This window comes from Streptomyces sp. ICC1, assembly GCF_003287935.1.
GTDB classification, from domain to species: domain Bacteria; phylum Actinomycetota; class Actinomycetes; order Streptomycetales; family Streptomycetaceae; genus Streptomyces; species Streptomyces tritrimontium.
Map to the genome: position 1 here is coordinate 802,752 of NZ_CP030287.1, position 11,462 is coordinate 814,213.

Annotated in this window: 10 protein-coding genes, 1 tRNA gene and 2 pseudogenes; 2 read left to right on the top strand and 11 right to left on the bottom strand. The window is 71.5% G+C overall.

The genetic code is table 11. The features are described 5' to 3' along the window. From DRB96_RS03825 to DRB96_RS42670, 9 genes are all read right to left on the bottom strand, one after another. Positions 1 to 1,650: a long-chain fatty acid--CoA ligase gene (locus DRB96_RS03825; protein ID WP_112446761.1), complete on the bottom strand. Its 1,650-nt coding sequence runs from the start codon at positions 1,648 to 1,650 to the stop codon at positions 1 to 3. A 213-nt stretch (positions 1,651 to 1,863) separates the two neighbouring features. Next, positions 1,864 to 2,397: a SigE family RNA polymerase sigma factor gene (locus tag DRB96_RS03830; protein WP_112446762.1), complete on the bottom strand. Its 534-nt coding sequence runs from the start codon at positions 2,395 to 2,397 to the stop codon at positions 1,864 to 1,866. Positions 2,398 to 2,568: 171 nt separating this feature from the next. Next, positions 2,569 to 3,735: a lipid-transfer protein gene (locus tag DRB96_RS03835; protein ID WP_112446763.1), complete on the bottom strand. Its 1,167-nt coding sequence runs from the start codon at positions 3,733 to 3,735 to the stop codon at positions 2,569 to 2,571. After that, entirely contained in the window at positions 3,732 to 4,136 is a 405-nt protein-coding gene (locus DRB96_RS03840) for a MaoC family dehydratase (protein ID WP_112446764.1), read from the bottom strand. The genes DRB96_RS03835 and DRB96_RS03840 overlap by 4 nt, the downstream gene beginning before the upstream one ends. Further along, positions 4,133 to 5,254 (bottom strand): acyl-CoA dehydrogenase family protein, encoded by a 1,122-nt coding sequence (locus DRB96_RS03845; protein ID WP_112446765.1) that lies wholly within the window; start codon positions 5,252 to 5,254, stop codon positions 4,133 to 4,135. The genes DRB96_RS03840 and DRB96_RS03845 overlap by 4 nt, the downstream gene beginning before the upstream one ends. Beyond that, complete coding sequence (locus tag DRB96_RS03850; RefSeq protein WP_112446766.1) at positions 5,254 to 6,342, bottom strand: bifunctional MaoC family dehydratase N-terminal/OB-fold nucleic acid binding domain-containing protein; 1,089 nt, start codon at positions 6,340 to 6,342, stop codon at positions 5,254 to 5,256. Before DRB96_RS03850 ends, DRB96_RS03845 begins: the two co-directional genes overlap by 1 nt. Next, entirely contained in the window at positions 6,339 to 7,499 is a 1,161-nt protein-coding gene (locus DRB96_RS03855) for an acyl-CoA dehydrogenase family protein (RefSeq protein ID WP_112446767.1), read from the bottom strand. Before DRB96_RS03855 ends, DRB96_RS03850 begins: the two co-directional genes overlap by 4 nt. A 258-nt stretch (positions 7,500 to 7,757) precedes the next feature. Further along, the gene (locus DRB96_RS03860) at positions 7,758 to 8,069 is read right to left on the bottom strand and encodes a hypothetical protein (protein ID WP_112446768.1); all 312 of its coding nucleotides are present in this window, start codon (positions 8,067 to 8,069) and stop codon (positions 7,758 to 7,760) included. A 684-nt stretch (positions 8,070 to 8,753) separates the two neighbouring features. Then, positions 8,754 to 9,176 carry a DUF6344 domain-containing protein gene (locus DRB96_RS42670; protein ID WP_162688407.1) on the bottom strand — a complete coding sequence of 141 codons (423 nt, stop codon included), beginning with the start codon at positions 9,174 to 9,176 and terminating at the stop codon, positions 8,754 to 8,756. Positions 9,177 to 9,311: 135 nt separating this feature from the next. On the opposite strand from DRB96_RS42670, the pseudogene DRB96_RS43675 reads away from it, so the two are divergent. Beyond that, positions 9,312 to 9,668 (top strand): annotated as a pseudogene (locus DRB96_RS43675) (FAD-dependent monooxygenase); the annotation flags it as partial. A gap of 233 nt (positions 9,669 to 9,901) precedes the next feature. Continuing rightward, positions 9,902 to 10,522 (top strand): hypothetical protein, encoded by a 621-nt coding sequence (locus DRB96_RS03880; protein ID WP_112446772.1) that lies wholly within the window; start codon positions 9,902 to 9,904, stop codon positions 10,520 to 10,522. Positions 10,523 to 10,604: 82 nt separating this feature from the next. Here the strand turns inward: DRB96_RS03880 and DRB96_RS03885 are convergent. Together DRB96_RS03885 and DRB96_RS03890 are read right to left on the bottom strand one after the other, a co-directional pair. Beyond that, positions 10,605 to 10,689 (bottom strand) — tRNA-Ser (locus tag DRB96_RS03885). Positions 10,690 to 10,763: 74 nt separating this feature from the next. Continuing rightward, a pseudogene (locus DRB96_RS03890) lies at positions 10,764 to 11,312 on the bottom strand (GTP-binding protein); the annotation flags it as partial. Positions 11,313 to 11,462 lie beyond the last annotated feature (150 nt).

Below are 11,462 nucleotides of genomic sequence, written 5' to 3' on the forward strand. Positions count from 1 at the left end.
TCAGTCGAGCTTGGTGACGTCTAGTGCGCCGTCCGCGTACTGCTTGCGGATCACCTTCTTGTCGAACTTGCCGACGCTCGTCTTCGGGACCGCCTCGATGACCGTCCAGCGCTCGGGCAGCTGCCACTTGGCGATCGACCGGCCGAGGAAGGCGCGCAGCCCCGCGTAGTCCACGGTGGCGCCCTCCTTGAGGACGACGGTGGCCAGCGGGCGCTCGCCCCACTTCTCGTCGGGCACGGCGACGACCGCCGCCTCGGCGACGTCCGGGTGGGCCATCAGCGCGTTCTCGAGCTCCACGCTGGAGATCCACTCGCCGCCGGACTTGATGACGTCCTTGGCCCGATCGGTGAGGGTGAGGTAGCCGTCGGGGCTGATCACGCCGACGTCGCCGGTCTTGAGCCAGCCGTCCGCGCTGAACTTGTCCTCGGGGCGGGTCGGTTCCCCGGACGCGCCGCCGTAGTAGGCGCCGGCGATCCAGGTGCCGCGGACCTCCAGCTCGCCCGCCGACTCGCCGTCCCAGGGCAGTACGTCGCCCGCCGGGCCGACCAGCCGCGGCTCGACGCCCGCCGGGAACCGGCCCTGGGTGAGGCGGTACGGCCACTCCTCCTCGGCGCTGAGCCCGGCCGGCGGGTGCGCCATGGTGCCCAGCGGGGAGGTCTCGGTCATGCCCCAGGCGTGGCAGACCCGGACGCCCAGCTTGTCGTACGCCTCCATGAGGGAGGGCGGACAGGCGGAGCCGCCGATGGTGACCTGCTTCATCGAGCTCAGGTCGCGCGGGTTGGCGGTGACCTCGGCGAGCAGTCCCTGCCAGATGGTGGGGACGGCCGCGGCGTGCGAGGGCTTCTCCCGTTCGATCATCTCGGCGAGCGGGGCGGGCTGCAGGAAGCGGTCCGGCATCAGCATGTTGATGCCGGTCATGAAGGTGGCGTGCGGCAGGCCCCAGGCGTTGACGTGGAACTGCGGGACGACGACGAGGGTGGTGTCCTTGTCGGTCAGGCCCATCGACTCGGTCATGTTGACCTGCATCGAGTGCAGGTAGATCGAGCGGTGGGAGTAGACGACGCCCTTGGGCTCGCCGGTCGTGCCGGAGGTGTAGCACATGGCCGCGGCCTGGCGCTCGTCCAGCTCGGGCCAGTCGTAGGTGTCGGGGCGGCCCGCCAGGAGCTCCTCGTACTCGTGCACGCGCACGCCGAGGCCCTCCAGCGCGGAGCGGTCGCCGACGCCCGCGACGACCACGTGCTCGATGGTCGGCAGGTGCGGCAGCAGCGGCACGAGGAGCGGCAGCAGGGAGCCGTTGACCAGGACGACCCGGTCGACGGCGTGGTTGACGACGAAGACCAGCTGCTCGGGAGGGAGCCGCAGGTTCAGCGTGTGCAGGACGGCGCCCATGCAGGGGATCGCGAAGTACGCCTCCACGTGCTCGGCGTTGTTCCACATGAGGGTGGCGACGCGGTCGTCCTGCCGGACGCCGAGCTCGTCGCGCAGGGCGTTGGCCAGGCGGGTGGCACGGACTCCGATCTCGGCGAAGCTGCGGCGGTGCGGCTCGGCCTCCCCCGTCCAGGTCGTGACCTGTGACTTCCCGTGGATCGTCATCCCGTGCTGCAATATGCGGGTGACGAGGAGTGGTACGTCCTGCATGGTGCTCAGCAAAGCGTCCTCCCGGTGAGCGCTGCGGCGCTGCGGCGGCTACGGATGCTGCCGATTCTGCGCACGTACCGGTCGGCATGTCACTACCCAGCGGTAGAAACAGCGGGAGAAAGAGCCCGGAGAGCCCGGATGAGCCCCGATGTTTCACGTGAAACATCGGGGCGGCGGGACCCGGCTCAGCGTTTCACGTGAAACATCGGGGTGGCGGGACTCGGCTCAGCGGACCGGGGTCAGTTCCGGGTCCTCGCGGAGCTTGACGAGCGCCCGCGAGACGGCGCTCTTGACCGTTCCGACGGAAACTCCGAGCAGCTCGGCGGTCTGGACCTCGCTCATGTCCTCGTAGTAGCGCAGCACGACCATCGCCCGCTGCCGGTCGGGCAGCCGGGTCACCGCGCGCCACATCGCGTCGCGCAGCGCCTGTGCCTCGGCGGGATCGGCGGCGGGCGGCTCGTCGGACTCGGGGAGCTCGTCGCAGACGAACTCGTCGACCTTGCGCTTGCGCCACTGGCTGGTGCGGGTGTTGACCAGGGCCCGGCGTACGTAGCCGTCGAGGGCGCGGTGGTCCTCGATGCGGTCCCACGCGACGTAGGTCTTGGCCAGCGCGGTCTGGAGGAGGTCCTCGGCGTCGCAGGGGTTGGCCGTGAGTGAGCGCGCGGTGCGCATCAGGACCGTGCCGCGGGTCCGTACGTACGCCGAGAACGACGGGTACGGCGTCGGATTCGAGGCGAGCGTGCACACAGGCGTGGTCATGGCTCCACGCTAGGAGCGGAGCGGCTCCGTGGGATCGGCCGCAAGTGCCGAAGAGGGGTCCGCCTCAGGTTGTAGGGGTGGGGCCAGCCCCACCTCCTGAAGGTGGAGGAGGCGGGGCTTCCGGCAGGATCCGAACGGTCGCACGGAGCTTCGCGTGCCGTGCGGGGCGGGTCAGCCGTCGGCGGCGAGGATCAAGCCGGAGGTCGGGACCCCGGTGCCGGCGGTGACCAGGGCGTGCGCGGCCCCGGAGACCTGGTTGACGGAGGTGCCGCGCAGCTGGCGTACCGCCTCGGCGATGCCGTTCATGCCGTGCAGGTACGCCTCCCCGAGCTGGCCGCCGTGGGTGTTGAGCGGCAGCGCGTCCGCGGCCACGAAGTCGGCGGCCTCGCCCGGGGCGCAGAAGCCGAACTCCTCCAGTTGCATCAGCACGAACGGCGTGAAGTGGTCGTAGAGGATGCCGACGTCGATGTCGGAGGGCCGCAGTCCGCTGGTCCGCCACAGCTGGCGGGCGACCACGTCCATCTCGGGGAGCCCGGTGAGGCCGTCGCGGTAGAAGGAGGTCATGCCCTCCTGGCGGCGCCCCGCGCCCTGCGCGGCGGCGGTGATCACGGCCGGCTTCTGCCGCAGGTCCCGGGCCCGCTCGGCGGTGGTGACGACGATGGCCTGGCCGCCGTCCGTCTCCTGGCAGCAGTCCAGCAGCCGCAGCGGCTCCACGATCCAGCGCGAGGCCGCGTGGTCGGCGAGGGTGATGGGCTTGCCGTGGAAGTAGGCGGCCGGATTGTTCGCGGCGTGCCGCCGGTCGGTGACCGCCACGTGGCCGAAGGCCTCGGGGGTCAGGTTGTAGGTGTGCAGGTAGCGCTGGGCGGTCATGGCCACCCAGGAGGCCGGGGTGAGCAGCCCCCAGGGCAGCGACCAGCCGAGCGCGGCGCCCTCCGCCGAGGGCTCGCGCTGCTGGACGCCGGAGCCGAAGCGGCGGCCGGAGCGTTCGTTGAAGGCGCGGTAGCAGACGACGACCTCCGCGACCCCGGTGGCCACGGCGAGGGCGGCCTGCTGGACGGTGGCGCAGGCGGCGCCGCCGCCGTAGTGGATGCGGGAGAAGAAGGAGAGCTCCCCGATGCCGGCCGCCTGGGCGACGGTGATCTCGGGGCTGGTGTCCATCGTGAAGGTGACCATGCCGTCGACGTCGGCCGGGGTGAGCCCGGCGTCGTCGAGGGCGGTGTGCACGGCTTCGACGGCCAGCTTGAGCTCGCTGCGGCCGGAGTCCTTGGAGAACTCGGTGGCGCCGATGCCGGCGATGGCGGCCCGGCCGCCGAGCCCGTCGCGGTTGCGGACGCTCATGCCGTGGCCTCCGGGGCGCCCAAGGTGACGGTGACCGTGACCGTGCCGGTGACGTGGTGGCCGATGCCGTTGGCGCCGACGACGCGGATCTCGGCGGTGTCGCCGTCCAGCGCGGTGACGGTCCCGGTGAGCGTCATGGTGTCGCCGGGGTAGTTCGGGGCGCCGAGGCGGATGGCCACCTTGCGCAACACGGCGGCCGGGCCCAGGTGGTCGGTGATGTACCGGCCGACCAGGCCGTTGGTCGTGAGGATGTTCATGAAGACGTCCGGGGAGCCCTTCTCCCGCGCGAGCACCGCGTCGTGGTGCACGTCCTGGTAGTCGCGGGAGGCGATCGCGCCCGCGACGATCAGGGTGCGGGTGACCGGTATCTCCAGCGGCGGCAGTGTGTCGCCGATGTTCATGCCTGCTCCTCTCCTTCTGGTGCGCCTGCTGCCGCGGGGGTGCTCGCTGGGTGTGGGCCCGGTGCTGGTGCGCCCGGTGCCGGTGCGCACGCCGCGAGGGATGCGCCCAGTTCGGCCAGGAGCTCGCTGCCGCAGCCCAGGTAGGCATCGAGCTGGCGCCCCCACAGGAAGTGCCGGTGGACGGGGTGGTCGAGGTCGGCGCCCATCCCGCCGTGCAGGTGCTGGCCCGCGTGGACGACCCGCTTGCCCGCCTCCGAGGCCCACCAGGCCGCCGTCAGCGCGTGATCACCCACCGGGAGCCCCTCGTCGACGCGCCAGGCCGCCTCGTACGCGGTGACCCGGATCGCCTCGGTGTCCATGTACGCGTCGGCGGCGCGCAGCATGACCCCCTGGTTCGTGGAGAGCGGCCGGCCGAACTGCTCGCGGGTGCAGGTGTACTCCACCGCGCGGGCCAGTGAGCCCGCGCAGACGCCCGCCTGGAGGCCGGCGAAGGCCGTGCGGGCCACGGCCAGCACGTCCGCGTAGGCCTCCGGGCCCGGGCCGGCGCCGACCCGTTCCGCCTCGGCACCGGTCAGGGTCAGGCTCCCGGCGGACCAGTGCGCGGTGGTCTCCACCGGCGAGGTGCGCACCCCCGGCGCGTCCGTGCGTACGAGCCACAGGGCCCCGGCGGTGTCCGGGACCAGGACGTGCGTGGCCTCGCGCAGCCAGGGCACGGCGGGGGCGCTTCCGCTGAGGCGGCCGTCGGCCGACGCCGTGATCCGGCCGCGGTCCGGGAAGGCCCCGGTCGCGATCGCCTCGCCGGAGCCGAGTGCGGGCAGCAGCCGGGAGCGCTGCTCGGCGCTGCCGTGCCGGGCCAGCGCGAGGATCCCGTACACGCACGTGACGGCGTACGGGACCTGCGCGGTGGTGCGGCCCTGCTCCTCCAGGAGGAGCACCAGTCCGAGCAGGCCGACGTCCTCGACGGCGGCGGTCAGTCCGGCGGTGGTGAGGGCCTTCCACAGCTCGGCGTCACTGCCGGTGCCGGCGGCGGCCAGGCGGTCGTGGGTGGCGAGGTCGCCGAAGATCTGGGCGGCGAGCCCGGCCGCGGCGGCCTGCTCCTCGGTGGGGTGGAAGTCCATCAGGCCTCGCTCCCCCGGAAGACGGGCAGTTCCAGTTCCTCGTCCACGCGCAGGAACTCCAGTTGGACGGGCAGCCCGATGCGGACCTTGTCGTACGGGACGCCGGTGATGTTGCTGACCATCCGGACGCCCTCGGCGAGCTCGACGAGCGCGACGGCGTACGGCGGGTCGAAGGCCGGGAAGGGGGGATGGTGCATGACGACGTAGCTGAACACCGTGCCGGCGCCGGAGGCCTCGACGGTGTCCCACTCCGGGCTCGCGCAGGCGTTGCAGCCGGGGAGCCAGGGGAAGCGGAGCGTCGCGCAGGCGGTGCAGCGCTGGATCAGGAGCTTGTGCTCGCGCACCCCGTCCCAGAAGCCCTGGTTGTCGCGGTTGACGACGGGGCGGGGGCGCTGGGGGGCCTTCTTCGCGGGCTGGGCCGCGGGGGCTGACTGCTGGGCTGACTGCCGGGTCGGCTGCTGGGCCGGCTGCGCCGTTCTCCTCGCCGCCGGGACGTACTTGAGGATCCGGAAGCGGTGGGTGCCGGCGGGTTCGCCGTTCGCCCGGACGTCCATGCGGGTGGTCACGAAGTGCCCGGTGCCCAGCTTGGTCGTCTTGCGCGGCGACACCGACTCGATGACGGCGTCGAAGGTGATCGCGTCGCCGGGGCGCAGCGGGCGCAGGTACTCCTGCTCGCAGTCCGTGGCGACCACGGAGGTGCAGCCCGCCCCGTCGAGGAGCGCGAGGAGCTCGTCGTAGCCCGAGGAGCGCTCGCCGTGTCCGGAGAGTCCGCCCATCGTCCAGGCCTGGAGCATGGTGGGCGGGGCGATGGCGTCCGCTCCGGTGTAGGCGGGGTTGGTGTCGCCCATCGCCTCGCACCAGTGGCGGATCATCGGCTCGTTGACCGCGTCCTTGCCCTGTCCGGCGGTGGCGGCGGGCTGCCCTTCGAAGGCTTTGAGCAGCGCGTGGAACCGGACGGCCTCGGTGGCCTCGGCAGCCTTGGCAACCTCGGCCTGCGCGACCTCGGCCTGCGCGACCTCGGCCTGCGCAACCTCGGCCTGCGCGACCTCGGCCGCCCGGTCCTCCCGGCGCTCCCCCGTGGCGGTCATCGCTTCCTTCCCTTCATGCCGAGCCGCATCATCGCGACGATCTCCCTCTGGACCTCGCTGACGCCGCCGCCGAAGGTGTTGATCTGGGCGGCCCGGTTCATCCGCTCCAGCTCGCCGCCGGCGAAGGACCCGTGCCCCGGTCCCCGTACGAGCGCCTCCTCCCCCACCACCTCCTGGCAGATCCGGTACACCTCGACGGTGGACTCGGTGCCCAGGAACTTCACGCCGCTCGCGTCTCCCGGGGCCAGGGTGCCGGCGCCGACGTCCTGGACGAGGCGCCAGTTGAGGAGGCGCACGGCGGCGAGGCGGGCGTGCGCCTCGGCGAGCCTGGACTGCACCCAGGGACGGTCGGCCGGGCGCTGCCCGGTGGCCGGGTCGGGGGTGCGGGCGTGGTCGAGCGCGGCCTCGTAGAAGTCCTCGGCCTGCATCCCGATGGCGGCGAGGGCGACGCGCTCGTGGTTGAGCTGGTTGGTGATCAGGCCCCAGCCGCCGTGCTCGGGACCGACGAGGTTGCCGGCGGGCACGCGGACGGAGTCGTAGTACGTGGCGGTCGTGGTCAGCCCGCCGACCGTCTCGATCGGGGTCCAGGCGAAACCGGGGTCGTCGGTGGGCACCAGGATGATGGAGATGCCCTTGTGTTTGGGGGCGTCGGGGGCGGTGCGGCAGGCGAGCCAGATCCAGTCGGCGTTCTGGGCGTTGGAGGTGAAGATCTTCTGCCCGTCGATCAGCCAGTCCCCGCTCTCCTCCCGCACGGCCCTGGTCCGCAGCGAGGCGAGGTCGGTGCCCGCTTCCGGCTCCGAGTAGCCGATGGCGAAGACGAGTTCGCCCTTGAGGATCCGGGGCAGGAAGTAGTCCTTCTGCTCCTGCGTCCCGTACTTCATCAGGGTCGGGCCGACGGTGTTGAGCGTGACCATGGAGACGGGGGCACCGGCCCGGTAGGCCTCGTCGAAGAACACGAACTGCTCGTCGGGGCCGCGGCCCTGGCCTCCGTACTCGACGGGCCAGCCGAGGCCGAGGAGTCCGTCGGCGCCGATCCGGCGCAGTAGTGCGCGTTGAGCGGCCGGGTCTTCGGGCAACCCGTCCGGCAGCAGGTTTCCGAAGTACTCCCGCAGTTCGGCGCGGAGCCGCAACTGGCCTTCGGTCGGGGCGAGGTGCACGGCGCTGGCCTCCCGGCATCACATCATCGAGTGGACCTGACTGTCCGTCAGATTCTGGGTCGATGTCAAGGCCGGGGCACTGTGACGAGGGTCGGGACGCGGTGACGGGGTGCCGGGACGCGGTGACGGGGTGCCGGGACGCGGTGACGGGGTGTGGTGACGAGGTGCCGGGAAACGCCCGAGGGCGCCTGCGCTACCGGACCCCAGCCGGTCCGGTCGCACAGGCGCCCTCAACAGTCGGTGCGGCTCAGGCCGCGGTCACCACCAGGGGTAGAAGTTCACCGCGACATTGGAGTTGTGCTGTTCGATCGCGGTGAAGGCCGATCCGTTGACCTGCGCGGTGTTGTTCTGGTTGGACGCACCGGAACCGGTGGCGACCTGCTGCGAGGTGGAGGAGTTGCCGTGGTTGCTGCCGCCGACGCCGCTGCCGATGATGCTGGCGACGCTCGCGTTCGATCCGTCGTTCGCGAAGGAGCCGTTGTCGGCCGAGGCCACGCCACCGAAGAGTGCGACGGCGAGGGGGAGAGCGGCGACGGCGGCGATGACGCGGGCGGTACGGATGCTTGCCATGTCTTTATCCTCCAGAAAAGCGAAGTGGGGTTTCACTCCAAGGCAGTTGGCCGACCGCCTCGGTCATTCCGTGTGGTGACGACGTCGCGAAACCAGAGTTGCCCACCGAATCCCCGGCGAACCACCCCGGAGACCCTGATTCCCCCGCAAGCATGACCAACATCGGATAAACCTCATTCGCGCCCCCGACGCCCCCGGTCAGCGCCCCGGGAACCCGTGAAACCGCCGCCGCTCAAGGGGCGAAGCGTTCCGCCAAACCGCCCCGTCCCGGGCACACCCCGGACATGCCGAAAGGGGCCGCTGCGTCCGGGAACCCCAAGGTCTCCCGGGCCTGCGGCCCTGCCCCACCAAGCTTCACGCCCCCTGCACGCCCCCGGCGCCCGCCGGGGCCATTCCTCTGTGCCCCGCTCCGGGGCACCCACGCGGCGCGATCCACGGTCGCGGCCTGCTCACACCGACCGACCGGGCTCCAGCGCCTGCTGTCTCGCTCGTGCGTACTGCGTCATGCATGTCATGTCATGCGGTACTGCGTCATGTGACGCGGTGCTGCGTCACGTCGTGCGGTGCTGCGTCATGTGATGCCGTGCTGTCCACTGCCGCGCTGCGCCGTACGGTCCGGTGCCGCGCTGTGATGAGCTGCGATGCGCTGTGATGCGCCGTGCTGAGCCGTACGCTTCCGTTTCCCTACGCGGCGAGCGCCATCTCCCGGCGGGCTGCTCCGACCCGGACGGCGGCGGCGATCGCGGCGGCGCGGTCACTCTCGGCCACACCGGAGACGGAAGGGGAAGCGGAGGGGGCAGTCGCGGCGGCGAGGGCGGCGGCGGTGGTCGAGCGGCGGACGGACGGGGTCTTGCCGTGCGCCTCGGCGCGGATGCGCTGCTTGATGGTGGGCGGGAGCGAGCCGCCGCGCATCATGGCCCGCCAGGTCCGCCGGGCCATGAGGGCCGGCCGGGTCGCGGTGGCGGCGGTGGTGGGGGCGGTGGAGGACGAGGCGGAGGAGGCGGCGACGGGAGCGGCCTTGCCACCGAGGCCGAGGGCCGCGAAGAGGGCCACGAGCGCTGCGAGGACGGTGGTCCAGATCGACGTGATGGTGCTGCGGTGAGCCATGACGGTTCCCTCATTTCGCGATGTTCCGACGGGCGGATCTGAATACATTCGTCATGATGCGAGCGCAACCGGAGCGACTCCATGCCCCGCGCCGATCTTCCGACAAACACCACCCAAAGGGACTAATCTCCCGATTTGCACCCTAGAGATCACTCCCGCGAGCCCGTCGCGCCCGACCGAAAACGAACCCCATCTCCCCACCCCTGGCTGGATGTTGACATCCACTCACAAGCCCGCACTCGACGGAGCCGGCGGCGTCGAGGTGGTGTTTCGACAGCGGCACGCACCGCGTCTTCGACCTGGTCGTCGGCGCCGACGGCCTGCACTCCAACACCCGGGCACTGGTCGAAGGGCCGCACCGCCCTGGTCGGCGACTCCGCGTACTGCGCCTCATCCGCGTCGGGACAGGGCACGAGCCTGGCCCTGCTCGGCGCGTACGTCCTCGCACGGGAACTCGCTGCCGCCAGCGGAGACCACCGGACGGGCTTCGCGTGATACGAGCACGAGATGCGCCATCCAGAAGGCCGGGAAATCGATCACGCTCAAGGACTACTGCCCGCCCCGTTCCGCTCCAGGCGTCTCCGTGACCTGCCCGGTCGGCCCGGACCCGATGCTTCCGAGAACCCGGGCATCGCCGCCCGCACGGCCGCGATCAGGTCTCGTACCACCCTTCCGAGCCGGAAAACTCCTCGCGGGCCTGCATCCGGTGGCGAACAATTCCGGGCATGGGAACTGACATCTACGGGTTCATCGAGTGCCGATGGGACCGCTGGCTGGACGAGGACGACCGCAGCTGGAACAAGGCCGCCGACATCTCGGACCTCTACAACGGCCGCTCCTACGTCGCCTTCGGATCCCTGTTCGGTGTGCGCGACACCACCTCCTTCCGCCCGCTCGCCGACTGCCGGGGCCTCCCTCCGGACGCGTCCGCGGAAAGCCGCGCCGCCGTCGAGTCGTGGGGCTCGGATTCGAGGGGCGCGTCCTGGATCACCTGGGCCGAGCTCGCGGCCGTGGACTGGGACGAGGTCGCGAACGAGGTCGACGATTGCGTCCACGAGTACCACCGCGGCCCCGACGGCGGCTGGGAGCTGTACGGCAGGAACAGCGACCTCGCCCGCTTCGCCGTGCTCGCCGGCATCACCGACCCGCAAGCCCTCTACCGCGCGGGCCGCACCTACCCGGAGGGCACCGAGTGGCCCGACGACGACCGCCTCTTCCGCGTAGCCCGCCTCCGGCGCAAGGACGCCGTGCCAGACAGCGACTGGGGCGCCGTCTGGGCGGTCATGCGCACCCTGGCGGGCCTGCACGGAGACGAGGGCGTCCGCCTCGTCGTCTGGTTCGGCTGACTCCAGCGGACGACCGCACGCAGAAGGGGTGCCACCTGATCGGTGGCACCCCTTCCGAGCCGGGCCTCGGCCCCGCCTGCTGCGGTGGGTGTGGGATTTGAACCCACGGTGACTCGCGCCACGACGGTTTTCAAGACCGTTCCCTTAGGCCGCTCGGGCAACCCACCTGGCGGGTACAGAGTACCGGGTGTCGCTTATACCAATCTGATCCAGTCGACGCTTTACACAGTGTAGCTGTAGGGTAGAGGGGGCGGACGGCATCGGGGTCGTCGGCGCCGAAGGCGTCGCCGCAGACGGCGGTCATCTGCGTGTAGTCGGCGCGGGCGGCTTCCAGGTGGGTGACGACGATGGCGCGGGGCATGCCGACGGCGGCGCATTCGTCCCAGACCATGCGGGTGGCGCCGGACAGCCCGTCGCCGTCCTCGGCGGCCGAGACGACGAAGAGGGCGGCGTCGGCGGCGCGCAGCCCGGCCCGGAGCTCTCCGACGAAGTCGGCGTATCCGGGGGTGTCCAAAATGTTGATCTTGATTCCGGCCCACTCGACGGGGACCAGGGAGAGCTGGATCGAGCGCTGGCGGCGGTGCTCGATCTCGTCGTAGTCGGAGACCGTGGCGCCGTCCTCGACGCGCCCGGCCCGGTTGACGGCGCCGGCGGTCAGGGCCAGGGCCTCGACCAGGGTGGTCTTGCCGGATCCGCTGTGGCCGACCAGCACGACGTTCCGTACGGAGGCGGGGCGGTCGGCCGTCAGTGCCCTGCCGGCGGCCCCGGCTTGGTGTGATGTGGCTCCCATGGTGTTCGTGCCTCCCGGTTGGAGGGGAAATGGGGCCCTTCGAGCTTTGCACTGCCGTCACACTGCGTCCATACGTCGTACGGGAGCCGCTGTCCGGGAGGCGGCGAGGGGGCGCCGATGGCCGAAGAACGGCTTACGTGGTGTGAACCG

Excerpts from the sequence above, each read along its gene's own strand:
- DRB96_RS03830 (WP_112446762.1), bottom strand. The coding sequence starts at position 2,397 with ATGACCACGCCTGTGTGCACGCTCGCCTCGAATCCGACGCCGTACCCG.
- DRB96_RS03835 (WP_112446763.1), bottom strand. The coding sequence starts at position 3,735 with ATGAGCGTCCGCAACCGCGACGGGCTCGGCGGCCGGGCCGCCATCGCC.
- DRB96_RS03840 (WP_112446764.1), bottom strand. The coding sequence starts at position 4,136 with ATGAACATCGGCGACACACTGCCGCCGCTGGAGATACCGGTCACCCGC.
- DRB96_RS03845 (WP_112446765.1), bottom strand. The coding sequence starts at position 5,254 with ATGGACTTCCACCCCACCGAGGAGCAGGCCGCCGCGGCCGGGCTCGCC.
- DRB96_RS03850 (WP_112446766.1), bottom strand. The coding sequence starts at position 6,342 with ATGACCGCCACGGGGGAGCGCCGGGAGGACCGGGCGGCCGAGGTCGCG.
- DRB96_RS03860 (WP_112446768.1), bottom strand. The coding sequence starts at position 8,069 with ATGGCAAGCATCCGTACCGCCCGCGTCATCGCCGCCGTCGCCGCTCTC.
- DRB96_RS42670 (WP_162688407.1), bottom strand. The coding sequence starts at position 9,176 with ATGGCTCACCGCAGCACCATCACGTCGATCTGGACCACCGTCCTCGCA.
- DRB96_RS03880 (WP_112446772.1), top strand. The coding sequence starts at position 9,902 with ATGGGAACTGACATCTACGGGTTCATCGAGTGCCGATGGGACCGCTGG.